This window comes from Mariprofundus micogutta (assembly GCF_001895085.1).
GTDB lineage: Bacteria > Pseudomonadota > Zetaproteobacteria > Mariprofundales > Mariprofundaceae > Mariprofundus > Mariprofundus micogutta.
The window spans coordinates 1-24,077 of sequence record NZ_BDFD01000005.1; the positions used below are offsets into that span (position 1 = coordinate 1).

Genomic DNA, 24,077 nt, shown 5'->3' on the forward strand with positions numbered 1-24,077 from the left:
GCATGGAAGCATTTACGAAACGCTCGCAAAACCTTGTTCAAAACAATCTTTGGGCAGAACAACGAGGCAGCATGAACTATAAACCATGCGATCAGCTTTCAGACTCATTTACGGATTGGAAAATACTGTCAGCTTACTAAATCAGTTCCTCAACCAGATTGATCTGCAGATGTGCTACGATTTGCGGATGCCGACCCAGATTGTGTGCTGTACTCCACTGGTAGCGGAGAGTGATCGCACCTGCTTTTGTTCTACATCAAATCCGACCTTCTTCATACGCTGGGTGAATCCCTGATCTTTGGAGGCTGACCAGACTGTCAGAACACCACCGGGTTTAAGCGCTGAATAAGCGTTATTCAGGCCACGCAGGCCATATAGAGCATCATTATCGTCACGCGTAAAACCATCCGGCCCATTATCGACATCAAGCATGATGGCATCGAAACCTCTCCTGTTTTCCTGCATCACTTTACCAACGTCCTGCTCCAGCACATGAACACGTTGATCTTCAAGCGGACAACCGGCCAGAATACCCAGATACTCTTTATTCCAGCGTACAACTGCAGACATCAATTCAGAGACAGTTACCCGTGCACAATCACTCGTATTGGCAAGCACTGCAGCGAGCGTATAACCCATACCAAGACCACCTACCAGCAGGTGGGGCTGTTTCCTTGCGGAAATGGCTTTGCATGCCAGTTCCGCAAGCACATCTTCCGAGTAGTGCAGGCGGCTGTTCATCAGATCGCCGGCTTTATCCACGCGAATTGAATAATCGATACCACGCTGGTAAAGACGCATGGTTGTGCCGTGCTCTGTCGCTTCGTCAATCAGTCTAAAGGGGATCATGGGCCTGTCCTTTGGTCAGCCCATACAGAGCTGTTATAGCGAGTACTCTGCACGTCGAAGCGCTAAAATAATACCGGTGGAGCAGGGGGCGGAGAAATAATCCCGCTCTTTTCGTGCTATGTTCTGGATACCTGAATCCGAAGGTTCAGCGAAACCAGCGCACTGATTAATACGCCAGGGTCTCAGCAAGATTGTATCCTTGTATATAAACAAAAGACGACTTCAGTGTTTTGGCATATTTGTGGTACTTTTCCCGCATGAAAAAAGAACAGCGCAAACGCATTGTCGATCGCCATCGGGATAGTTTGACCCGATACGGATACCATCCCAATGCATTGTATTGGAGTGGACAGGATATTCAGGAAATCCGTTTTTCTGTGTTGGCTGATATTGGCATACAATCGGGCGACTCGGTACTGGATGTCGGTTGCGGATTCGGAGATTTCAAACGCTGGTTTGCAGGGCAGGGGAAGTTGCTGGATTATACCGGTATCGATCTTTCCCCTGATCTGATTCATGTGGCAAAGGAAAAACACCCGAATGCCAGCTTATTGTGCGGGGAGCTGTCAGACTTTGATTTTGAAGCGGCCTCGTTTGACTGGGTGATTCTTTCCGGTGCGATGAATGAGCAACTGTTTGATGATGGTGCTTATGCACGCAAGCAGATACGCAGCATGTATGCCTTATGCCGAAAAGGTGTTGCATTCAATATGCTCGATGCGCGACATCTCAAAGCACATGATCTGCAGAGCGTAGATCCCGGCGAGATGTTCGATTACTGTCAATCACTTTGCCCGAATGCCGAGTTGCACGACGAATATCTGAAAAATGATTTTACGATTTATATGAGACGCTGAGTTGGTAAAGCTTGTTGTTTAATCCTCTTCAATAAATGAGAACACATGACCGACTGTATCTTCACAACTGATCAGTGAGCCGACACCGGGAATAGTCAGTTTATTCCGAACAATTTTTCCGCCGCCTTCAAGGAATCGTTCGGCGACATCATCGACAGATGTTACTTCATTGAGTTTGCCACAGCTGTTGATGTGTACGGTATAACATTCGAAAGGTGCATCGACTCTCTCAATTTCCCAGTCACTGCGAGAACGCTCACGCTCAAGGCGATTGGTTTGCTGGTATTGATAGTTCAGCCCGGATACTTTGACTCTTAGCATCTTCTTGACCTCTCATACAATACCTATCGCTGTTTTCAGGGGCGAGTTGAATGAATGAAAAGCTTTCTGCACATGGAAGCTAGAGATCCAGCGAAACCCCATTTGTATTTAGCCATGATTTTGCTTTGCGGAAATCGGGAGCGATGCTTTCAACCAGCTGCCAGTAGGCTTTGGAATGATTATGATGAATCAGATGGCAGAGCTCATGTACCACGACATAATCAATGACCCATTCAGGCGCCATAATCAGACGCCAGTTGTAGTAGATTCTGCCATCAGCGTGGCAACTGCCCCAGCGACTCTTGTAGGCTTTAATGCCAATAGATTTTGCTTGTTTTCCAATAAGTTCTGATATTATTCTGCTGCGCTGGGTGAAGGTGATTTCAGCCTGCTGGCGATACCACCGTGTTAGCTGTCTGCGCAGGTTTTCCGGTTGCGGGGAGGGGTGAGAGACCAGCAGTTTATCTGCTTCTGTTTGAACTGAGCGTTTGCCGGTTTCCAGCTTTAATCTGTATGTCCTGCCCAATAGAAGAAACAGCTCGCCATGAGTAAAAGATTTAGGGATATACTCAGTTCGGTGATCTCTGTTGAATAAGAGCTTTTTTTCAATCCACGCATGTTTACTTTGCACAAACCGCTCAATCAGTTGCTGCGGCATGCGGGTCGGGGCACGCACCTCGATTTCATTGTTGGCCTTGATGATGATACTGGTTGTTTTGCGATTGGTTTTGCGAACAATCCGGTAATCATACTCCAGCATGTCAGCGCGAAGTTTCAGAGCCGGTTTCAGGATTAAGGGAATAGTGTTTGTCACAGTACTGACAGCTGACCGTGATATTGCCATCTTCATCGGCCAGTTCCTGCAATTGATCCTCAGGGATGGAGCTTGTAGCCGCAGCCATCTTTTCCACACTGCAGTCACATTGGTAAGTATATGAGTCCGTGCCAACTGCCTTGCAGCGTAATTCGTCAAAGTAAGCCAGGATCGTTGCACTATCAGCAGTCGCCAACACGTCATCTGGGATTTTCGCCATCGCTTCAACGGCTTTGAACCAGTGCTCTTCATCGCAACCCGGCATGGCTTCAATCATCAGGGCACAATCACCAAGCAGGATGATATCTGCTCTGATCTGTACCGACTGGTTCAGGTAATGCAGCAGATGGTCGGCAAGAAAGTCAGAGTCGTTCTCGATGGTTGAAATATAAGGCTGACCCACACCGAGATCGCGCACTGTCGAGAGACGTACAGGGCGTCCCATCCAGCTGCCGATATGATCATCCTGTTCAAAGCGCAGCAACGGTTCTTCTTCCTGCCAGTTCAGGAAGCCGCGTACAGCACCCGATCTGGCTTCTGTCAGTATACGTTTTACCGGGGCCTGAGTTGTTGCATCGAGCTGTAATACCTGACGAATGCCGCCCTTGCTGATGCTGAGAAGCAGAATCGAAGCCAGTAGTGTTTGACCGAACAGGCCGGCCAGTAGTCCGTTCAGGCCATGAATACGGTTGGATTCCTGAATGATATGACTGCCACGGATCAGGGCACCGCGAGTCTGCGCTTCCGGCAGTAAAAAACGGGTCAGCGTATCACAGTTGTTGTTCAGTCCACTCATCTGTTTTGCTCCAGCCATGCATGTACTTCTGTTAATGAGTCAAAACAGAGTGCTGCACCGACTTCATTCAATTCATCGGCTGAAAAACCGTCACACAGACCAATCGGCATACTTCCGGCTCGTGTGGCAGCTTTCATGTCTGCAATCCCATCACCGATCATTACTGCATCTGTAGCATTGATACCCAGGGCTTCGCAGGCAAGCAGTACCGGTGTGGGGTCCGGTTTTTCAGGCCGGTCTTTGATCTTTCCGATCACGACATCGATATAATCTGTCCAGCCCAGCACCTGCAGCTGTGCTTCAGCGCGAGACTGGGATTTACTGGTGACAATTGCACAGGGGATATTGTGTTGCTGCAACCACTGAAACAGTTCTTCAGCACCGGCCAAAGGCGTAATATGCTGCAGATAATCTTCATCGTGGATTTCCAGAAAGCGGATGCCGGCTTCTTCGCGTTTGTCGCCGAACAGTGAGATTATACTGCAGTCTCCGCGTCCGGTATGTCGTTTCACTTCCTGTGCACTCATCTGTGGCAGACCATATTCAACAAAGGTCTGATTCAGTGCCCGGATGATAGGCGGGAAGGCATCGACAATGGTGCCATCCATATCCAGTAATACTGCTTTGATTGTTTTCACAGTTTCAAGGCCTCGAATTCGTCCAGCATCAGTTGACGCAAGCGGATAGCCACAGGTCCGGGACTGCCGTCACCGATTGTTTTTCCATCGATATGGCAGACCGGCATCACGGCATTGGTGGTGCTGCTCATCAGACATTCGCTCAGACCGCTTTCAGTCAGTTTCCATGCCCGCTCTTCAACCTTGATAGCATTGGCGCGGGCAACGCGCAGTGCCATGTCACGTGTGATGCCACCAAGCACCTGATGATCGAGCGGGTGGGTGACCAGTATTCCGTCGATGACTGCAAAACAGTTGGTCGCACAACCTTCAAGTACATGCCCTTGACCATCCAGCCAGAAACCTTCATCAGCGCCATGACGGGACGCTTCCTGTTTGCCGATGACACTGGCCAGCAGAGCAATCGATTTGATATCACATCGTTTCCAGCGAATGTCCGGCATGGTGATGGCGCTGACACCATGCTCCAGTTTTTCAGCTGTAGGCATGGGAAGATCGCGTACGGTGATGATCAATGAGGGAACCATATTCTGTTGTGCCAGATGTGAGCGGGGTGCAACACCCCGCGTGACCTGAATGTATACCATGGCATGCTCGAAGGGGTTGTGCTGATAGGCCTGTTCAACCAGTTCGCTTAATTCATCCAGTGTTCTGGGAAGTGTAATATCAATAGCACTACAGGAGCGTTCCAGCCTTTCAAGATGCGGTTTCAGATCAAGAAAACGACCTCCGAAACAGGCAATGACTTCGTACACACCATCTGCGAACTGGAATCCACGATCTTCAATGTGAACAGTGGCCTGCTCAAGCGGCAGAAAGCGGCCATTGACCCAGGCCGTGAGCTGCACTTACTGATTACCTGATTCGGCTGAACCGCCTTCGCTCTCTTCCTGCTCTGATTCACGCCACCAGAGACGAATACCATCCCACTGACGCATTACCCATGATGCACGTTCCACGTCGCGTGCAGCAACCATGGCCACCGACTGCAGAACTTCTGTATTACCTTTATCACCAAATACCGCATCAATAGATCCCAGTTGCTGACCTTTGTTGATCGGAGCTTTCAGCGGCGCATCATAACGCAGGCGGAAAGAGAGGGCGGATTCATTACCTTTCGGCACAGTCACCCAGACGGGAGCGGCTGGTTTCAGCCAGACACTTGCCTCTGTGCCTTCGAAGATCTCTACCTGACGACGAATTTCACGCTCTGTTGGACGCAATGTAACGAAGTTTCGGAAGCCGAACTTCAACAGTGTTTTGGTCTGCTGTGCACGGGCACGGTCAGAGTTTGTACCGAATACTGCGGTGACGAAACGGGTGGAGCCCTTTTCAGCAGAGCCAACCAGACAGTAACCTGCTTCTTCGGTATGACCGGTTTTAATACCGTCAGCTTCCGGGTAGCTCCATAGAATGCGGTTGCGATTGGGCTGGGAACGTCCGTCGAAGGTGTACTCTTTTTCACCAAACAGTTTGTACATCTCAGGGTGATCACGCCAGAGCGCAGCGCCAAGTTTTACCATGTCGAGCGCAGAGCTGTAATGTCCATCCTGCGGGAAACCTGTGGCATTGGCGAAATGGGAGTGTTGCAAGCCCAGCTCTTTTGCCTTGGCATTCATGCGATCAGCAAATGCTTCCTCAGAACCGTCTACGTGTTCAGCCAGAGTGATACATGCATCGTTACCTGAAAGCGTGGCAATGCCGTGCAACAGCTCTTTTACGGTTGGTTTCATGCGCGGCTCGAGGAACATGGTACTGCCACCGATTTTCCATGCTTTTTTACTGACCGATACGCGGGCATCGATATCCAGTCTGCCCAGTTTGATATCTTCAAAGGCCAGATACAGGGTCATCATCTTGGTCAGGCTTGCCGGTGGCAGTTCCTGATCAGCATTGTGGGAGGCAATAACCTGTCCTGAGCGTGCATCAATCATGGCCCATGATTTGGCATCGATATTTGCAGTCGGCCATGATACAGCTTCTGCAGCGGCTGGTCTGAAGCTGATGACCGCCATCATAAGCAGCGCAAAGATGCCGATCAGACGTGATTGTGATGTGTTTACCATTGCCAGTTCTCCTCAGGGGGTGCATTCCATTCAGTATTATCCGGTAGGGCCGGTTGGATAATGCGCAGATTTTCAGCGTGCAACATTAATCGCGGATGCCCTTTTCCGCCATAGCGTATGTCACCCAGAATGGGGCATGCTAATGTACTCAGATGCACACGCAATTGATGCGTTCTGCCGGTATGCAGTTGCAGGCGGAGCAGGGCTCTGTTGCCTTTTCTCTCGATGACTTCAGCCGATGTTCGGCAGGGGCGTCCATGCTCGTTGACATGATAACGGCCCAGTTTGTCGCGCAACGGCCCGATTGGCAGATTTATCTCCCGGCTCTGCCACTCAGGCGCAGGTTCAACCACAGCCAGATAAGTCTTGAAGGTGCAGCTTTTCCAGTTGGCTTGCAGTTGTTGCAGCAGTGCCGGGTCGGATGAAAAGAGCATGAGTCCGGAGGTGCCACGATCCAGTCTGTGCACCGGACGCAGTGTTGATGCCAAAGCGGCAGGCAGGCCCAGATGTCTGCCCAGTTCATCGGGCAGTGTACCCCGGCTGCGATGCAGTGCCTCCTGGGAATACTGACCTGCACGTTTGTTGATCAGATACAGCGGTGGTTTTTGCCACAGTAGCTGCGATGAATCGAACGGGATCAGCTTCTCTTTTTCAAGCAGCACAATGCGAAGTTTGTCACCGGAGCTGAGCTTTCGGCCTGCTGTTCGGCAGCGTTTCTGATTCAGGTATACGCCACCTTCATCAATGGCCCGGCGAATTCTGCGACGTGACAGATCAAACAGCAGGGCCAGTCCCTGATCGAGTCTCTGTCCATGCTGCTTTTGATCTGCAGTGCCACGCAGATCTTGATAACCGGCTGTTGAACTCATGCGTATGGAGCCAGAGCTGTTAACACATCATCGTGAGTTTTGCATATACGGATGCAGTCAAAAGCCTGATCTGCAGAGAGCACCAATTGATCGGAGAGGGTGGCTATAATCGGCTCCCACATATCTCCGTATAATAGCAGAGGACGTGGTTCCAGTACGCGAATGGCCAGCAGGTCCCAGGTCATGGCCAACTCGGAAAGTGTTCCAAGGCCACCGGGAAGCACCAGCCATGCCTGAGCCTCTTCAATCAGGATTCCCATGCGATCAAAGAAGTTATGCGCACGTTGCTCTTCACTGAGTGTGTTACCCGGAGGCGTAGGGAACCGTTCCAGCGTAATACCGCGCACATGGCCGCCTCCATGGTGGATGCCTTCAGAGAACGCAGCCATCATGCCCTGATGACCACCGGTCATCCCATCCCAGCCGGCATTTGCGATTGCTCTGGAAAGTGCGAATACATCTTGATAAACATTAGATTCAGGGTCGATACGTGATGAGCCAAATGCTGTTAAACGCGGGCGGGCAGGCATTATTCAATCACCACGATGGCCTGCTGGTAACCGCTGCCTTGCAGTTTAATCACCGTCTGCTCTATTTGTTGCATCTGTTCGAATGGTCCGATTCGCACCCGGTATAATGTCTGGTTCACCAGTTGCTTCGGATACAGGGCCGTGTTCGGGTATTCTGCGAGCAGGGAGAGGCGTAACTGCTCAGCATTGGTCTGCGAACTGAAGGCACCGATCTGAACATAAATGTTGCCGGCAGCCTGTTGTTGATTGATGAGCAGTGGCGCGGCAACCGCTGCAGGCACTGCTACTGATGCCGGCGCAGGGGCTGGAATTGACGCTTCCGGGACAGTTGCAGAAGGTGTTACTGGAATCGCTGGCCTGCTTGCAACAGTGGTTTGCGGTCTTTGCATGGCCTGAGTGCCGGGTTTCTTATCCAGTGTCTGTACACGCACACGCGTCGTACCTTTCTCGGTATAACCGAGTTCCTTGGCCGCAGCATAAGAGAGATCAATCAGCCGGTTTTTTACGAACGGGCCACGGTCATTTACGCGCACAATAACAAATCGTCCATTTTCCAGATTGGTGACGCGAACCAGTGTCGGCATAGGCAGTGTCTTGTGTGCGGCTGACAGGGTATACATATCATATCGCTCGCCATTGGCAGTACGCTTGCCGTGGAAGTCTGATCCGTACCATGATGCCACACCGCTTTCATCATAGGATGAAACGCCTGGCATGGGCCTGTACCAGCGTCCTGCCACCTGATACGGGTTGCCGGTTTTGTAGCTTCCGCCGCTGCCGTCAGGCAGCACCGGGCCACCGGGGCGTTCGGCTTTTGAGACTTTATGTTTGCTGCCGCAGGCTGTGAGCAGGGTTGCGGAGAGCAGTATGCTCAGGACGGTTAAAATCAGTCGACTGCGAATTTGTTCTTCTCCCACATGGCGGCAATCTCGGTAACTGCCATAGCATAATTAAAGGATGGATTGTAGCGCATGATGACTCTGAAATTGAAATGAACCAGTGCCAGCTGTTTTCCTTTGGACGTTTCCATTTCAATGATGCTGACTTTATCGTTTTCCAGCCACGGCAGAGGGATTTTGTTGAATGTTTTCGGCATGGCCTTGCGCAGTTCTGCCAGAGTCACCCAATGATTGAGGCGGCTCTTGTCTCGTTTGCGCCACTCTTTGTTCAATCGGGTCTGTTTCGGTAACCAGTGGGCCACAGGCCGGCCATGCTGCCAGCCATGTTTGTTGAAGTAGTTGGCAACACTGCCGATGATATCCTTTTTGGAATTGAACACATCACGTACGCCATCACCATCTTCATCGACTGCATAATCGCGGAATGAGGTGGGAATAAACTGGATGGAACCGAATGCACCGGCGTAAGAGCCTTTGAGCTCTTTCAGGTCCAGCTTGTCCTGTCGACTGATCTGAATAATCGCGCCCAGTTGCTTGCGAAAGAATGTGGCGCGCCTTGGGAAACCTGTGGAGAGGGTATACAGCGAATCCAGGATCGGTCTTTTGCCGTGAGATTCACCGAAGCGGGTCTCAATGCCGAGGATGCCTGCAATGATGGCCTTATCCACCTGATATTTCTGCTCAGCGGCAGCGAAGATATCTGCATGTTCTGCGCGAAAGTTTTTGCCTTTATCATGCATGCTCTGTTTGATGAACAGGGGACGGTATTTTGCATAGGGCTGTGCTTCCCACTGGGTGTTCATGCGCTTGATAATTTCAGGCTTGAAAGTGGCACTCTTCATGATGCTGTTCAGCTCTTTTGTCGAGATACCTGTCTCTTTCGCAAGCAGGCTGACAAGTTCTGCGCGACTGACCATCTGGCTGCCGTCAGGCTCTTTGGCTGCTGCCTGCAATGCCTGCGGTATGGCCAGAAACATTAGGCAGAGGCAGGTATGAATCAGTTTGGTAAAACGCTGGCTGGAGCTTTGAGTGAACATCATGAACGTATCTTAGCGGCGAATGCTGCAGACAGGTAGTCCAAAGTAGGGGGATTAACGCGGATGATTCCCGTTAGATAGATGCATTTGATAGTACTACTCTGTAATCCGGACTGTTGTGATGCATAATCCTGTCGCGCGGTGGGGTTTGCTCATGAACTATGGTTGTTGAACCCCCGCTGGCAGGCCGAGACAAATATTCATAATCAGGAGAAGAGGGGCTGAGACGTGGTCGATTATGAATGGATATCCGAAGGGAAGGTTGTGGTTTCCGTGGCGTTTTTCCTGGTTCGTTCTTTGTGCAAACAAAGAATGAACAAACAACCTCAATCTCAACAGCAATACAAAAAGCGCCTTTAGTTCTTGTTTACCAGGACTGTTTTCCTGATATCAACGATGAATTTGCTATTCCAGCGCATCCTCATTGGTGGCATATCCGAAGAAGTAAGCTTTATCGGCCAGTTTCTCTGCAAGCTTCGAGCGGCGGCGTGTATCTTCCTGAAGCAGCCTGGCAATTTCCGGTGTCAGCAGAACCGGTTGCCAGCGATTGCTTGCAACGCTGTGCACTGTTGTAGCATCAGCTGCTCTGACCCACAGCCATGCAGCTGGAGATTCTGTCTGCTCTGCAGTATCGGGGCCAGGTAGATGGATAATGTACTCATTACTGTTGCGTGCCTGCAGTTGCGGGTGCTGATGGGTATCAATGTAGTGATCGGTGATGTTGGTTATTTGTTCATAATCGGAAACCTTGAACACTTCGAGCTGCCAGTAACGATGATCCGGATCGGGCAGTTGCTGCTTTAACAGGCGGATATCTGAACCCTTAGCTCCGACTGATGTGAAATCAGCCAGGGGTACAAAATATAAAGCATGTTGTGGTTTGCCGGGTTCGGCCTCTGTGATTTTTGTATCATTCGAGCAGGCAGCCATACACAGCATGGCCAGAACCATGAGAAGGGGAGGTAACAGTTTCACTCAGCTTTTGAAGAGGCCAGGGGGAGCCTAGAAGACGAATTCGCGTTTCTCGGCAATGCCTTCCATATCCTGCAGTAGTGTTTCGAAAAGTGATGTTTCCTGCCAGATCTGACCGATTTTACGACGCAGAACCATTGATACGACAGGGTTGGAGCCGATAAAGGCGATCATCTGCCCGCCGTCCCTGAGCAGCTTCTCGATATGCGCAGGCACCTCTTTGGTCGCTGCAGAAAGTACAATTACATCGAAACTTTTATTCAGATCTTCAATCTGTGCCATGGCTTCGGCATCCATTGCATTGACCTGAATCACTTTGGCGTTACTGACGCCGTGGTTGCTGATGTTTTCACTGGCAGAGTTCGCCAGATCAGCATGGATTTCACAGCTGACAACATCAGCCGATTGCATGGCGAGCATGGTGGTTAAAAAGCCGGTACCTGTACCGATTTCGAGCACAGACTCGCTGCCATCAAGCATCAGATTCTGCAGGATCAGGGCTTCCTGAAGCGGACTGAGCATTTCCTGATTGCAGGGCAGGGGTACTTTACCTTCCATATAGGCCAGACTCTTTACATGCTCAGGTAAAAAGTTTTCACGCGGCATGGATTCAATCAGATCGAGAACTACAGGATCAAGTACTTTACAGCATCGAATCTGGTATTCGACCATGTTTCGACGTGCAAATGCAAAATCAGTGGCTGTCATAGAAAAGCTCCCCTCGCTTCCTTAAAAATGAATGCTCTGAGAATCGCGATACGCCGATGTTCAGAGCTGCATGATTACAAGGCCCAGCAATATGCAGCAGATGGTAAAAAATGGCAAGAGCCGGGCTGATGAATTGCGCCTCAGTTCAGCTTGAAGTGAAAGTTGCGCAGGATTTTTTTACCGCCGCCCAGCGTGCCTGTATCAGCCACGATTTTGCCATCAACTTTGACACGCAAGGAGAGAGCATTACCGCAGTTGATCCAGAGCGATTCACCAGCCTGCCTGATCGTGGAGTACTGGCCCTGTTGCAGCAGTACCTCTTTAAGCAATTTACCTTTCGCCGTGTCACTTTCATTGGCTGCATAGACCTGCATCCAGACAGCACCGGTTGCAGCCTCAAATCTGTACAGATGTACGGCTGCGGCTTGTTTTTTCTTCGCTTTGGCCGGTTTCACCTGCTCTTCGCTCAGGTCGACAACCACCTTGTGTGGCGCGGGTTCGACAGTCGCCGGTTTTTCTTCTGCAAAGGATTCATCCAGCCTGCTTGATGCCGGTTCGCTTGCTGGAGCAGCAGGTTCGCTGAATACATTCGATTCAGGTGTGACGGCGGTAATGATTTCATGCTCATCATCACCACTGTTCATGATATTGAATATGACAAACAGCAGAACAAAAGCGATGCCGGAAAGCCAGGCCCATTTCCTCGAAGGTGCAACAGGCGGATCGGGAAAGGTGAGTGGTTTGGTGAGCCGGTATTGTGCATCACTGAGTTGTTCAAGTTCTTTGCTGATGTCGAGGTTCAGATGTTTGGCGTACTGACGCAGGAAACCGAGTGCGTAGACCTGATCGGGCAACTGTTCCCAGCGACCGTCTTCCAGAGCCTGCAGGTGTGATTTCTGCAGTTTGAGTGTTCTGACAGCCTGCTCCAGCTTTTCACCCCGGGATTCCCTGGCTGTTATCAGTTTGCTGCCAATCTGATCCAGCAGTTCCTGATGCGATGCGGGGGCTTCCTGCGCAGAGATTTCGATTTCTTCCTGAGTCTTATCTTGCATAATTATTCCAGCTGTCCGATTTGATCCAGCGCCCATGCCTTATCCATGGCAGAGTTGCTGTTGTTTCTGAAGTTTTGCAGGACTTGACGCGCTTCAGACTGTTTATTCTGCTTCATCAGCACTGCAAGTAGTCCCTCTAGAATGTGTCTGTTATCTGGATATTTGTGCACTAGACCATGATATAGTGCTGCGGACTCATTAAGCCTGCCTTGCAGAGAATAGGCGTAAGCCAATTTGTCTTTAGGCATGTCATTGTTCGGATTGAAAATCTGTGCCTGGCGATATGAGAGGTTGGCATCCATATATTTTTTCTGACCCAGCAGGGCATCCCCCAGAATGATAAACGCCTTGTCTTGATTCGGATAGCGGGGGTCATCCAGTGACTTCCGCGCCATATCTTCCGCTTCTTCAAAACGCTGCATTCTGTTCAATAGATTGGCGTAGTTGTTCTGTGTGGCAGCTCCGGCACCGTGGCGCAGGGCTTTTTTATAAAACTGTTCGGATTTATCCATATTGCCGCGCAACAGCCATGCATAGGCCAGTGCATCGAGAACCTGCGGTTGATTCGGGTTCAGGGCATCTGATTGCATCAACTCGTCAAAGGCTTTGGGCAGCATGCCTTCCTTACCCAGTGCATCTTGACCCAGCTGATAGTGAATGTCCGCAAGCTTTTTCTTATCAACCTCATGTTTAACTTGATTCGATGCACAGGCAGAAAGTGTGCAGATCAGGGCTAGCGCCATAAGCGGCTGAAACAGTTGTCTGATATTCAGTTTCACAGAAAAGACTCCACCAGTGCATGGATAGGGAGGATAGCCTGATCATCCTGTGCTTTGAGGTCGGCAAAAATGCCGCTTCGCAGTACATCGTTACAGTTGCAGGTACAGGATTGATGATCGGCGTGGGTGGTGAAAAAGGTCTGCAGCATCTTGTGTGCTTTGGCGACATTCGCATGCATGACCGCCACAATGGAATCGACACTGACATCATCTTCATCCTCATGCCAGCAGTCGTAATCGGTGCACATGGCCACTGTGGAGTAGCAGATCTCCGCTTCCCGGGCCAGTTTGGCTTCCGGCATATTGGTCATGCCGATCACATCCATACCCCAGCTGCGATACAGGTTGGATTCGGCACGTGACGAGAATTGCGGCCCCTGCATGACGATATAGTTGCCACCATTATGCGTATCAATGTCTGCATCATGACAGGCCGCGAGCAGGGAGCTGCGCAGGCAGGGGCAGACCGGATCGGCTACCGAGACATGGGCAACAACCGGTCCGTCGAAAAAGGTGCTTTCGCGACCGCGGGTATGATCAACAAACTGATCGACAAGCACGAAGTCACCCGGACGGATATCTTCACGCAGTGAACCCACGGCTGAGACTGAAATGATACGGTTCACAGCGGCCAGCTTCATGGCATAGATATTGGCCCTGTAATTGATTTTGTGCGGCGGGATAGCGTGGCTGCTGCCATGGCGCGGCAGAAATACCACTTCATGATCACCGATGCGCGTAAGCAGTAGTTCGTCGGAGGGCTTGCCCCAGGGGGTATCGATATCGAGTTTGTCGATGACTTCGATGCCGGGGATTTCATACAGGCCGCTGCCGCCGATAATTCCTGTCCGTCCCTGCATGATGCTTACCCCTGTAGTTTGGTATCTGCCTTCAATTGGCCGCAGGCAGCCATAATATCCTGCCCGCGTGAACGCCTCACCGTGGCACGAATACCTTTAGAAATCAAGTGTTGCGCGAATTCTCTCATGTTTTCCTTTGATGTGCCCTGATACGGACTACCCGGATAAGGGTTAAACTGAATCAGATTGACCCGTTCGCGCTCCGGATTCACAAAAGCAATCAATGCCTGCAGGTCTTCAGCTCTGTCGTTGACAGCATCGAGCAGTACATATTCCAGGGTGATATGACGCTGTTTACGCAGTGGATACCTGTTCAGGCAGTCACGCAGTTCTGCCAGCGGATATTTACGGTTGATCGGCACCAGTACATCGCGCTGCTCATCGATGGCGGAATGCAGGGATATGGCCAGATTCACCGGCTGCACTTCACCGAGCCGGTTGATCTGCGGTACAAGGCCGGAAGTGGAGAGGGTGATGCGGCGGCGAGAGATATTCAGACCATCCTCATGCATAAACAGTGCAATGCTTTTGTGCACCGAATCTTCATTGGCCAGAGGTTCACCCATGCCCATGTAAACGATATGTGTGACATCAGAAAACATCTCCAGCGCTTCGGACAAGGGATCACTGCGCAGATCGGCCTTGATGGCAAGAATCTGGGCGACAATTTCACCAGCACTGAGATTAGCCTCAAAGGCCTGGGTGCCGGTATGGCAGAACGGGCAGTCGAGCACACAACCAACCTGAGATGAGATGCAGACTGTGCCGCGTTTTTCTTCCGGAATGAATACGGCTTCAACCATTTTGCCGGCAAAACGACCGCGTTTGAGGGCGAATACATATTTGCGTGTTCCGTCGCTGGAACATTCGCGCCGCATCAACTTGAGCGGATCGCATAAGAGTTCTGTATTGAGTTTGTCACGCAGATCGGCAGAGATGTTTTTCATCTCATCCGGATTGAGTACGCCTTTATTGCGCCAGTCGAACACCTGTTTGGCACGGAACTTCGGCTGTTTCCACTGCAGCATCAAAGCCTGCAGGTCGGAGAGATCCATTTCCGGCAACTGGATTTTGTCAGATGAGTCAGCAGGGGAGGTAGATGCAGTATTCGTAGGCATGCGCGACATTGTGACAGAGCAGGGGAGTCAGGGGTAGGTATAAAGGTTTAATTACGATTGCCACGCGAAGCGGGTGATCGTGTCCCCCATTTGGGGGACATGTGCTTTCTGAGGAGTCTGCTATAGTTCCAACGTGGTAGCGGGAATGACCGAATATTTACAACGCATGGCGGTGTATAACCGCTGGATGAATGACAAGCTGTTTGCCAAGGCAAGCGAGCTGTCTGATGAAGCGCTCTGCGAGGACCGCGGGGCCTTCTTCTCTTCAATCTCAGGTACGCTCAACCATATCATGGTTGCCGACCTGTTCTGGTTAAGTCGCTTTGCCTTCAATAAACATTGCCGCGAAGCACTTCTTTCGCTGGCCGATTTCCCCAGGCCTGAATCGTTGCGTGATATCCTGTTTGAAGATTTCAACGAGTTAACCGCTGCCCGCGCCAAACTCGATGCCCTGATTATCGACTTCTGCCAGACATGGACCGAAAATCTGCTGGCGCAACCGATTCGTTACCGCAACACGGCAGGCGAAAAACAGGAACGACAACTTGGCCCGCTGTTGCAGCATTTTTTCAATCATCAGACTCACCACAGGGGACAGGTCACGACTCTGCTCTTCCAAGCCGGTATTGATCCCGGCCCAACTGATTTGCTGGTTATGATGATGGAAGATAAATGAACATGATATTGCCAAAGTTGATGGGTTTACTCCTCTCCAGGTTCGAGTCCTGTATGGGGAGCCGGTTCAGGACAGAATCAGGCACTGATTGGCCCCAAGCCCACATAAATGCAAATCATCAGCTTTAAGCTTATAATGAAAACTACGGGAAAGGGTGTGTATGTATTTGTAGCCCCCCCGTGTTACTGAAATGGGGGGAGACCTTGAAGATTAAGAACTGTTTGATTCGTAACTTTCGAGGACTTAAGGACATTGACCTGTCCTTCGATAACAATACCTGTCTTATCGCAGGACCAAATGCAATTGGGAAGTCCACTGTTCTTGAAGCAATTCGCTTGAATCGCGCGCTCCTCCTTAGTCGGTATCCTTCAGAAGGACAGGCTGTTCTTCACGCATTGGGAGCAGCCGCTAATCCAAACCAAGTGATGTTTAGGGGAGGATATTTTGAGTTTTCGGCGATTGCTCGAGACCCATTATCGAACATTCAAATCCGTATGGAAGTACAACTTGATGGTCATGAGTTGGCAAAGGTAAACGGATCTCTACATTCTCTAGCGCTAGACCACCTTCGCGGCAGCATGGGAAATCAACTACAACAAGACCAGAGTGCTCTAACCCAATTCTTATCATCAGATGCAGGTCGGGGAAAGTTTGCAGAGTCTGAAGCGGAAATATCATCTTACATTTCAACTCTGAACACATCGGATACACTGCCTCTTGGATTGGAAATTACTCCAGACGGACAAATTCGAGGCGAGCACGCATCGGCTCAGATCGTGTGCGGTTTCTTGGAGCGTTCGCTACCTCCGCAACAAGCGCTTTTTAGTATTTTCTCAGCAGATAGGGCTCTTCCAGCTGGAGAAGCAGCGATTCAGTTAGGGGCAGGAGATTCAGATAGTCAGATCAAGTCACACATTGCCGAGCCTCAAGTGAAGTTTCACAGATTGAAAACAAGTATCGCAAATTCCACTCTTCTACATGAGAATATTGATGAAGATTTCAAAATCATTTTTGATGAAATTCTTCCCGGCAAGCAACTTAATGGAGTGGAAATAGGAGCAATTGGTAATTTTCGTGTATCAATATTGGAACATGGTGTGGATAGGCCGTTTGATATTGACAGTCTTAGCAGTGGAGAGAAAGGGTTGATTCTTACCTTCATGCTAATTCGTAGAGCAGTAGCCGAAGGTGGGATTGTTTTGATTGATGAGCCAGAGCTGCACCTTAATCCTGGGGTGTGTCGCAAACTCTTACACTTTTTAATTGATCACTGCATTGAGCCACACAAACTACAGGCAATTATTTGTACACATTCTGCAGAGATACTAAATAGCGCTTATGAGCGAGATGATTGTGACATTCATCATTTGAAAGACTCAGAGAATGCTACTCCGATTTATCGTGGTGATTTCGATGAAATGTTCAGAGCTCTGGGGCGGTTGGGAGTATCACCAGCTGAATCGTTCTTTTATGAAAGTCGTCTGTTCGTTGAAGGGCCTCATGATGAAGAGCTTCTTGAAGAAGGGTTCCGGACAACACTTGGAGATCGATGCCAAATAAGTTCATTGGGAGGAAGGAAAGCTGTTGAAGCGGAGATTCGGAACCTTCAAGCTGCCGAGGCGGAAGGGAGATTGGATAGGCTGCATTGCTTTATATTTGATCAAGATCGAGATGTGACAAATTTAGACAGCACTCCACTAGTCAAAGTTCTTCAATGGGATCGCTATTGTTTTGAGAACTATCTGCTCAATGTACAGGCCCTATATGATGTGCTGAGACCATCAGCAACAGGCACCTCATTTCCAGATAGAGGTATGTTTCTTCAGAAAGTAAAAGAGTTGGCTTTTGAGCAGATAAAGCCATTAGCCGCTCGACAGGCATATGAGCCGGATCGACTCAGAGGCCCGGGGCTAACTAACGAGGACATAGGAGGCTCATTTGAAGATATGCGCGATATCTTGTTCGGGAAACTGCAGTCGCTCAAGGATTCTCTATCAGACTTGGACCTTGATACTTGGAGAAATAGTTTTTTGACCAGTTGCGAAAGTATTAATGCTGAATTAGTCGCTGCATGGGATGTTAATTGGGCGGCAAAATGCAACGGTAAAGAACTAATAGAAAAAATATGTCGCGAGTATTCAATAAACCGAGACCGACGAGAGATAAAAAAGGAATTGGTTAGACTTATTCGTGATCAGAATTCGCCAGAATGGCGGACTGTTGAAGGCCTTTTACGTGAATCAGTGAACAACCAATAATAGACTGTCCAAGCTTATTTAGTTGCTGTTGCACCTTGAAGTAACTTGAAGGTGATAGCTCAAAAGCTAAGAAGAATTACATCATTCCAGTGGTGCCCAGATTTGTCCGGATTGGGGAGCCATGCAGGACTCGAACATAGGGAACCTGCAAAGCTGGAACTATTTGCTATAATGGCTTCACTTGTTTCGGAGGGGACATGCCAGGACAACAGTTTCTTCATGCAGTGAGCCGATGGCTTATGGCTGCACTGCTCTTTTCTACGCTCACGCTTGCCGGTTGTGCAACACAGCCGAAAGCGCCGGTAGTTGTGGATGAAATACATGGATCCGTCTCTTTCAATATCTGGCGGCAATATACCCTGATCGAGGATGACGGAAAAAACGTCACGCAGAAAAGCGGACCCGGCAATTACGGGATTGAGATGATCCGCGTGTTCAGGAAAGGGGATAGCTGGATGGCGAATCCGGCGGCGCTGATCTGGCAGTTGTATGAAAATCAGTGGCCGCAACAGACTGAAGTGATATTACCCGAAGGTGATTATTTGTTTGATATTGTCATGCTTTCACTCAATGGTTTTCCATTAAAGGCTCAGGCCGGTGAGGGGTTGGCCTCATTTCATGTGACAGCAGGTAAAAAGCTTGCTGCCGGAGATATTGTATTCGACTATATCAAACGTTATCGCATTTATCCCGGGCAGAAGGTGGCAACGCATTTCATGCGGTTTATATCTACACCTGCAGATGCGGAAGTGATGCTGAAGTCCGACCCTGAAAAAATGTATGAACTCAGTGATGGCTAAGATGAGGAGAAGAGTTTGAGTAAATTATCCAGAATAGCTGTGCTGTTAAGTGCCATCATATTTGCAGGTTGTGCGCCTAAACAGCCGAATTTCCAGATGGTTGAGAGTCCACCCAAAGCCATTGTGCAGAATGGTTATAGCTTTACGCCACTGGATGAACCGGAGTGGTATATCATTGGCCGCACACCGATTACGGTGGCGCTGGCAAAGCGGGGCGCATCCACTGATGAGACCTGTGCAGTGCAGGGGAATATCTTTCCGATTGCCAAGTTTGAGTCGGATGAGGCATTTGTTGCGGCTGTGAAACAGGGGCAGGCCAACGATGCCGATATTGCCAATCCCGAACGATTCAAGGTGTTGACTCATGATGTCAGCCTGTATGCACATAAGGGCGAGCCGTGTGCTTTCTCGCATATTGTGACTGAAGATCATGCGGCGAAAAAACGCAGCAAGACCGAAGGCATGATGATACTCGATATCTATGCGCTGGTGTGCAGGCATCCGCAGAATCGCCATGCCGCGATCAGTATCAACTATTCGCAGCGCAGTTATGCCGAAAGCCGCGATGCAGGTATAGCTGAAAAATCGCAGCATTTGTTTAACAGTGTCGAGTTCACCACGCTGCAGTAGGGCTTATGAATGTCGGGGCGGACTCAGTGTTATCAATTTGAAAAGGCAGCCATTCGGCTGCCTTTTTCGTGGTGGTAACTGAGTGATTGTATGAATCAGTTTTCGGTGATTCTCAAAGAATCACTAAGCTCATTATTTTCCTCATTGAATTCATTGATGTAGTTGCCTGCATCCGCCTCAATATTAAATTCATAAAAGGCAAAGTTATGTCTTGGCGTGAAAGAAAAACCAATGCTCGAGGCTGCATCACTACAGTTTTTTGTTCTGCAGGGTTGCAGAGAGTTGAGCCCTTTTGTACCCAGTTGAGTGGTTTCATCAACACCTTGTCCCTGAACCCGCATTGTCGCTGTGATGGTGAATCGTCCGCTATCACATTGACCTCTGTTCACAACAGTGATGGTCAGTCCGTATGGAATATGAATCTGAAGGCCTCCCGCGCCATTATTTGAGGATGAACCACTGATTGAAATATGGGTGATCTCAATGTCAGGCAGAGGTGTACCTTCACAGACCGGTTGTTGAAAATTTGCCGAACTGAGGGTTTGCGGTGCAATCGCTGTACTGGCTTGAACAGGTTTGGATCGATGCATCGATTGCCTGACGCTACGCGTACTCTGCTGAACAGGTTTGCTTCGGGTTGCTGTTCTGGTCTGAACCTGTGCAGCTTGTGAGCGCGTACTGGTGGTTTGAACTGAGAATCGTTTACTCAGTTGGCGGGGAAGTGCAACACGCGAGCGGGTGGTTGGAACAATCTTGAAATACACCTCGTGCGAACCACCGGTTGCCCTCCATTTGAATCGCATGTTGCGACTGCGCTCAGCTTTGAGCAGTCCGAGCTCTTTTCTGAAAATCTGTTTGCCATCAATACCACCAACCACTGTAAAGCCATTGGCGGCCTGTTTGCCTGCTTTAACTCTAACCTGGAACGAGGTCACTTCTCCTGCTTTTGGCGAAAGTGGTCGCAGGCTGATATCTGAGGCCCATTGAATGGCCTGAGCACAAGCGGGTAAGGTGTAGAAGGGGAGTAGTGAGAGAAAGAAAAACGTAATAAGCGGTTTTGAAATATGTAGCATGACAGCACCTTCCATGATCGTTGCTTCCCATCCCTATTACCTAGTATAGATGATAATCATGAAAGATTATGGGTGCTGAGACAGGCCTGGAGCAGTGAATCCATCTGCTTTCGAATAATCAGACTCAGTAGTAGTATCCCGTCACTTTTTTATAGCTAATGGGCTGCCCGGTTATGGCCGGGACAGGCAAAAGGACACGATGATGATTGATGAGGCTGTATGTCAAATGTATCCCGTTCTGATCGGGCTGATGGGATGTGGAAAAAGCAGTATAGGCAGACTTTTGAGCCAGGAACTTGGTTTAACGATGCTGGATCTGGATCATTATATCGTCGACAAAGCGGGTAAAACGATTCCCGAGATCTTCGATGAGCATGGCGAAGAGGGGTTTCGCGATCTTGAAACCGAGGCTCTGCGTGAGGTGCTCGGTACTCCTGTGGTGATTGCCAGCGGTGGCGGAGTCGTCATGCGAGAGGAAAACAGGATTATGTTAGAAGCTCATGCGCCGGTGATCTGGTTGAAATCCTCCCTGCATTTTCTTGCCAACCGTATTCAGGGCGATGATAACCGGCCACTGACTGCCGGACGTGATGCATTGACAGTTCTGCAGCAGTTGGCAGATATTCGCTATCCTTATTATAGCCAGTGCGCCGACTATATTTTGCATCGGGGCAAGATGAATAAAGCTGCATCGTTGCATGCGGTGCTCGAGTATCTGAAACAGTGGCAGTATGAGAATACAGGATCGCAGCAACAGACTCAGTCTTCGCATTCACTATTGAGTTCCCCTAAATTCGAGGACGCTTGATTCACATAGCTTGACCAAACAAGGAAGTGGTAAAAGGCTGGCACTATGACAATCGCGTATCACATGCCGCTCTACCGGCCACCGAGCGAGGCGGACAACCTGATTATTCAGGTTACGCTCGGTTGTAGTTTTAACCAGTGCAGTTTCTGTTCCATGTATCGCTCGAAACAGTACCGGCAACGGCCTCTTGCGGACGTGGTTAACGAAATCGCTAAAGCTGCGCGCAGTTGGCCGGATGCCAGACGTGTATTCCTCGCTGATGGTGATGCGCTGAACCTGCCGACAGCACAATGGCTTGCGATTCTTGAAGCACTGCATGCTGCGTTACCGAATCTTTCACGTGTTTCATGTTATGCCACACCTGCAAACCTGCTGGCCAAAAGCCATGAAGAGTTACAGCTATTAAAGGCGTCAGGTTTGAGTCTGCTCTATCTGGGCATTGAATCCGGTTCCAACCTGATCCTGAAGAAAATCACCAAGGGAGCCAGCCAGCGCGGCATTGCGAAAGCCATGCAGAATGCCTTTGATGCCGGCCTTAAGGTCTCCGGCACTGTTATCCTTGGCCTGGGTGGCAAACAGCACTGGCAGGAGCATATCGATGCAACCATTGAGTTGCTCAATCAAGCACCGCTGACCTATCTCTCCACCTTACAGCTTTATCTGGAAGAAGATGTAATGGCTGAATTCCAGACCAGGTTCGGGGAGCCGTTCGAGATTCCGGATGACCGCGCCATGCTTCTGGAGCAGATGCGATTGCTTGAGGGGCTCAATCCGCCCAAAGCTGTGATCTTTCGCTCCAATCATGCATCCAATGCTCTGGCTCTGGCCGGCAATCTGCCCCGTGACAGGGAGAAGCTGTTGAATCAACTTTACCATGCGTTGAAAGGCGAAACACCGCTGAGGCCCTGGTATATGCGGGCTATGTGAAAAATTCGGGAGAAATAATTCTTTTTCATTCGATGCATGAACTGTAATGTAGGATGCAAGATGATGAACTGCTTGCAGGAGAATGCTTATCCATTTCCCAAGATTTAAGACAATCCTTGTACTGATCCTGTTTTCAATTTCCACAGGGATAGTTTATGCATCCGAGCAAACAGAAATGCTTCCTGAAGTGAACCCGGATGCGGTAAATAATCAGCCAACATCAGAAAATACTGCCCTGAGTGAAGCTAAGGGGCTGATCATGTTGGATTATTCAGTCATCCCGGTTCCCGGATTCAAATCACTCGATTTGCATGGCATTCACTTCCTCCATCAAATGAATGACTGGCTTTATCTCGGCCTTGGGCTTCATGCACCGTTATTTCATGGTAATTCTGGTGGTTTTATGGTCTTTGATGCAACAGCTCATGCGCAACGTAGAATACTTGGAAATTCGTTTATAAATGCCGGTGTCTCTTTTGGTGGTGGTGGCGGTGGTCCGACTCCACAACTGAGTAAACAAGTGTCCGGAACAGGCGGTTTCATCAAAGCTTATATGGGGCTGGGTTACGATTTTCGCAGTTTCTCAGTAGGGGCAAATTACGCGCATTATAAATTTATCAATTCGCGAATTAATAGTTCTCAACTCAATTTGTTTATTCAAAAACCACTTTCATACTCAATCGGTTCATATGCAAACTCAGGAAATGAGATTGAGTATGATCCCTCCCTCTCTGAATCGGGGGGAGATAATATGATAACGCTGGAGCTTAATAATATATTTCAAATTAAACCCAAAGGAACGCATAAAAACACGATCAATTCGTTATCACTGCAATTTTCCCACTTTCTGACTGATAACTATTACCTGTTTATTTTAGGCGAAGCCGGTTATTACGGTCTGCCGATCTATAATCACATTTTAGGGGGTGTGGGTTATAAGCTCCCTGTTTCCCCTCGCATCAGCATATTTGGCCAGATAGGGGTTGGCTCGGGTGGTTATTCACCTGACAGGATTGATACTGGCCCCGGACTGCTTGTTTATCCTAAATTTTCGCTGGAATACTTACTGAATAATAACTATGGCTTGTCTCTGTCGGGTGGTTATCTGGTTGCGCCCATGGGCACATCCAAAAACTTCACCGTGGGTCTGGCAATGAATATCTACCAGTCCACAAAGGAAAGAATGCAAAGCAATTCCAGTGCTGAAAAGAATCTGGTTTATCAAGGATTCCGAGTTAATGTATTCCAGCAAACTGAATTCAATGTTCAGATTGGAAGTAGAAAGCATCCCAATATCAAAATGTTATCAGGTCAATTTGATTATATCGTGAATGATTATTGGTATATTCCTGCTCAGGTTAGCTTCGCGTACACGGCCTATAACGGCGGCCCGGGCTATGGAGAAATATTAACCGGATTAGGTATTCAGAGTAAGTACTCCACAACAAATCCTTTTCAGGGCTTTCTTCAGGTTTTGCTTGGCGGAGGAGCTCATGGGGTGCTGCTAAAACCTTCTGTAGGCTTCAATTATGGCTTGACCGATCATCTTGCACTTTATGGCCAGGTTGCAAAAACATTGTCAATAAAAGCGCCGGTGAATAAGCGGTTTCGTGCTTCCTCGGCAGGCCTGGGGTTGACCTATCGCTTCTCGTCACTGAACAGTCAGTAAATAAGCTGCCCGGAAAAGGACAGTTTATTTCACAGGCAACCGGTTTGGACTCAATGATTGTCGCTTATTGA

General features: G+C 49.3%; 26 protein-coding genes. 8 read left to right on the top strand and 18 right to left on the bottom strand.

What is annotated here, in order from left to right; genetic code table 11:
• Positions 1–174 precede the first annotated feature (174 nt).
• Positions 175–849: a spermidine synthase gene (locus MMIC_RS03865; RefSeq protein ID WP_072659147.1), complete on the bottom strand. Its 675-nt coding sequence runs from the start codon at positions 847–849 to the stop codon at positions 175–177.
• Positions 850–1,106: 257 nt separating this feature from the next.
• On the opposite strand from MMIC_RS03865, the gene MMIC_RS03870 reads away from it, so the two are divergent.
• The gene (locus MMIC_RS03870) at positions 1,107–1,706 is read left to right on the top strand and encodes a class I SAM-dependent methyltransferase (protein WP_072659148.1); all 600 of its coding nucleotides are present in this window, start codon (positions 1,107–1,109) and stop codon (positions 1,704–1,706) included.
• A gap of 18 nt (positions 1,707–1,724) precedes the next feature.
• Here the strand turns inward: MMIC_RS03870 and MMIC_RS03875 are convergent, their stop codons facing one another.
• The 16 genes from MMIC_RS03875 to rlmN form a co-directional block, all read right to left on the bottom strand.
• Positions 1,725–2,027: a VOC family protein gene (locus tag MMIC_RS03875; protein WP_072659149.1), complete on the bottom strand. Its 303-nt coding sequence runs from the start codon at positions 2,025–2,027 to the stop codon at positions 1,725–1,727.
• Between the two features lie 79 nt (positions 2,028–2,106).
• Entirely contained in the window at positions 2,107–2,841 is a 735-nt protein-coding gene (locus MMIC_RS03880) for a M48 family metallopeptidase (protein ID WP_227819342.1), read from the bottom strand.
• Positions 2,789–3,637 carry an Hsp33 family molecular chaperone HslO gene (hslO, locus tag MMIC_RS03885; RefSeq protein WP_227819343.1) on the bottom strand — a complete coding sequence of 283 codons (849 nt, stop codon included), beginning with the start codon at positions 3,635–3,637 and terminating at the stop codon, positions 2,789–2,791. Before hslO ends, MMIC_RS03880 begins: the two co-directional genes overlap by 53 nt.
• Positions 3,634–4,275, bottom strand: coding sequence for an HAD family hydrolase (locus MMIC_RS03890; protein ID WP_227819344.1), 642 nt, complete (start codon positions 4,273–4,275; stop codon positions 3,634–3,636). Before MMIC_RS03890 ends, hslO begins: the two co-directional genes overlap by 4 nt.
• A complete protein-coding gene (locus MMIC_RS03895) occupies positions 4,272–5,123 on the bottom strand; it encodes a D-amino acid aminotransferase (RefSeq protein ID WP_072659152.1) in 852 nt (283 codons plus the stop codon). Before MMIC_RS03895 ends, MMIC_RS03890 begins: the two co-directional genes overlap by 4 nt.
• Positions 5,124–6,341, bottom strand: a complete 1,218-nt coding sequence (locus MMIC_RS03900) for a D-alanyl-D-alanine carboxypeptidase family protein (RefSeq protein WP_083530426.1) — start codon at positions 6,339–6,341, stop codon at positions 5,124–5,126.
• Positions 6,335–7,210: an RluA family pseudouridine synthase gene (locus MMIC_RS03905; protein ID WP_072659153.1), complete on the bottom strand. Its 876-nt coding sequence runs from the start codon at positions 7,208–7,210 to the stop codon at positions 6,335–6,337. Before MMIC_RS03905 ends, MMIC_RS03900 begins: the two co-directional genes overlap by 7 nt.
• On the bottom strand, positions 7,207–7,740 hold the full coding sequence (locus MMIC_RS03910) for an LOG family protein (protein WP_072659154.1): 534 nt from the start codon (positions 7,738–7,740) through the stop codon (positions 7,207–7,209). Before MMIC_RS03910 ends, MMIC_RS03905 begins: the two co-directional genes overlap by 4 nt.
• Positions 7,740–8,657, bottom strand: coding sequence for a septal ring lytic transglycosylase RlpA family protein (locus MMIC_RS03915; RefSeq protein ID WP_305848783.1), 918 nt, complete (start codon positions 8,655–8,657; stop codon positions 7,740–7,742). Before MMIC_RS03915 ends, MMIC_RS03910 begins: the two co-directional genes overlap by 1 nt.
• Positions 8,627–9,679, bottom strand: coding sequence for a lytic murein transglycosylase B (gene mltB / locus MMIC_RS03920; protein WP_072659155.1), 1,053 nt, complete (start codon positions 9,677–9,679; stop codon positions 8,627–8,629). The genes MMIC_RS03915 and mltB overlap by 31 nt, the downstream gene beginning before the upstream one ends.
• 402 nt (positions 9,680–10,081) lie before the next feature.
• Positions 10,082–10,615: a hypothetical protein gene (locus MMIC_RS03925; RefSeq protein WP_171966450.1), complete on the bottom strand. Its 534-nt coding sequence runs from the start codon at positions 10,613–10,615 to the stop codon at positions 10,082–10,084.
• A 63-nt stretch (positions 10,616–10,678) separates the two neighbouring features.
• Positions 10,679–11,356, bottom strand: a complete 678-nt coding sequence (locus MMIC_RS03930) for a protein-L-isoaspartate O-methyltransferase family protein (protein WP_072659157.1) — start codon at positions 11,354–11,356, stop codon at positions 10,679–10,681.
• 140 nt (positions 11,357–11,496) lie between these two features.
• Complete coding sequence (locus MMIC_RS03935; protein WP_072659158.1) at positions 11,497–12,408, bottom strand: helix-turn-helix domain-containing protein; 912 nt, start codon at positions 12,406–12,408, stop codon at positions 11,497–11,499.
• Positions 12,409–12,410: 2 nt separating this feature from the next.
• On the bottom strand, positions 12,411–13,187 hold the full coding sequence (locus MMIC_RS03940) for a tetratricopeptide repeat protein (protein WP_227819345.1): 777 nt from the start codon (positions 13,185–13,187) through the stop codon (positions 12,411–12,413).
• Entirely contained in the window at positions 13,184–14,047 is an 864-nt protein-coding gene (mtnP, locus tag MMIC_RS03945) for an S-methyl-5'-thioadenosine phosphorylase (protein ID WP_072659159.1), read from the bottom strand. The genes MMIC_RS03940 and mtnP overlap by 4 nt, the downstream gene beginning before the upstream one ends.
• Before the next feature lie 5 nt (positions 14,048–14,052).
• Positions 14,053–15,165, bottom strand: a complete 1,113-nt coding sequence (gene rlmN, locus MMIC_RS03950; protein ID WP_072659254.1) for a dual-specificity RNA methyltransferase RlmN — start codon at positions 15,163–15,165, stop codon at positions 14,053–14,055.
• A 145-nt stretch (positions 15,166–15,310) separates the two neighbouring features.
• Here rlmN and MMIC_RS03955 point away from each other — a divergent pair, with 145 nt between their 5' ends.
• The 4 genes from MMIC_RS03955 (at position 15,311) to MMIC_RS03970 (ending at position 19,529) form a co-directional block, all read left to right on the top strand.
• Positions 15,311–15,841: a DinB family protein gene (locus MMIC_RS03955; protein ID WP_072659160.1), complete on the top strand. Its 531-nt coding sequence runs from the start codon at positions 15,311–15,313 to the stop codon at positions 15,839–15,841.
• Positions 15,842–16,044: 203 nt separating this feature from the next.
• The gene (locus tag MMIC_RS03960) at positions 16,045–18,099 is read left to right on the top strand and encodes an ATP-dependent nuclease (RefSeq protein WP_072659161.1); all 2,055 of its coding nucleotides are present in this window, start codon (positions 16,045–16,047) and stop codon (positions 18,097–18,099) included.
• Between the two features lie 197 nt (positions 18,100–18,296).
• The gene (locus MMIC_RS03965; protein ID WP_072659162.1) at positions 18,297–18,899 is read left to right on the top strand and encodes a hypothetical protein; all 603 of its coding nucleotides are present in this window, start codon (positions 18,297–18,299) and stop codon (positions 18,897–18,899) included.
• A gap of 15 nt (positions 18,900–18,914) precedes the next feature.
• Complete coding sequence (locus tag MMIC_RS03970; protein WP_072659163.1) at positions 18,915–19,529, top strand: hypothetical protein; 615 nt, start codon at positions 18,915–18,917, stop codon at positions 19,527–19,529.
• Positions 19,530–19,624: 95 nt separating this feature from the next.
• Here MMIC_RS03970 and MMIC_RS03975 read toward each other — a convergent pair whose 3' ends face one another.
• Positions 19,625–20,602: a CARDB domain-containing protein gene (locus MMIC_RS03975; protein ID WP_171966451.1), complete on the bottom strand. Its 978-nt coding sequence runs from the start codon at positions 20,600–20,602 to the stop codon at positions 19,625–19,627.
• 199 nt (positions 20,603–20,801) lie between these two features.
• Between MMIC_RS03975 and MMIC_RS03980 the strand changes: the two genes are divergently transcribed.
• The 3 genes from MMIC_RS03980 to MMIC_RS03990 all read left to right on the top strand — a co-directional run bounded on the left by MMIC_RS03980 (position 20,802) and on the right by MMIC_RS03990 (position 24,006).
• Positions 20,802–21,410 carry a shikimate kinase gene (locus tag MMIC_RS03980; RefSeq protein ID WP_072659165.1) on the top strand — a complete coding sequence of 203 codons (609 nt, stop codon included), beginning with the start codon at positions 20,802–20,804 and terminating at the stop codon, positions 21,408–21,410.
• A gap of 45 nt (positions 21,411–21,455) precedes the next feature.
• On the top strand, positions 21,456–22,337 hold the full coding sequence (locus tag MMIC_RS03985; RefSeq protein WP_072659166.1) for a B12-binding domain-containing radical SAM protein: 882 nt from the start codon (positions 21,456–21,458) through the stop codon (positions 22,335–22,337).
• A gap of 82 nt (positions 22,338–22,419) precedes the next feature.
• Positions 22,420–24,006 (top strand): hypothetical protein, encoded by a 1,587-nt coding sequence (locus MMIC_RS03990; RefSeq protein WP_072659167.1) that lies wholly within the window; start codon positions 22,420–22,422, stop codon positions 24,004–24,006.
• The last annotated feature ends 71 nt before the right edge of the window (positions 24,007–24,077 follow it).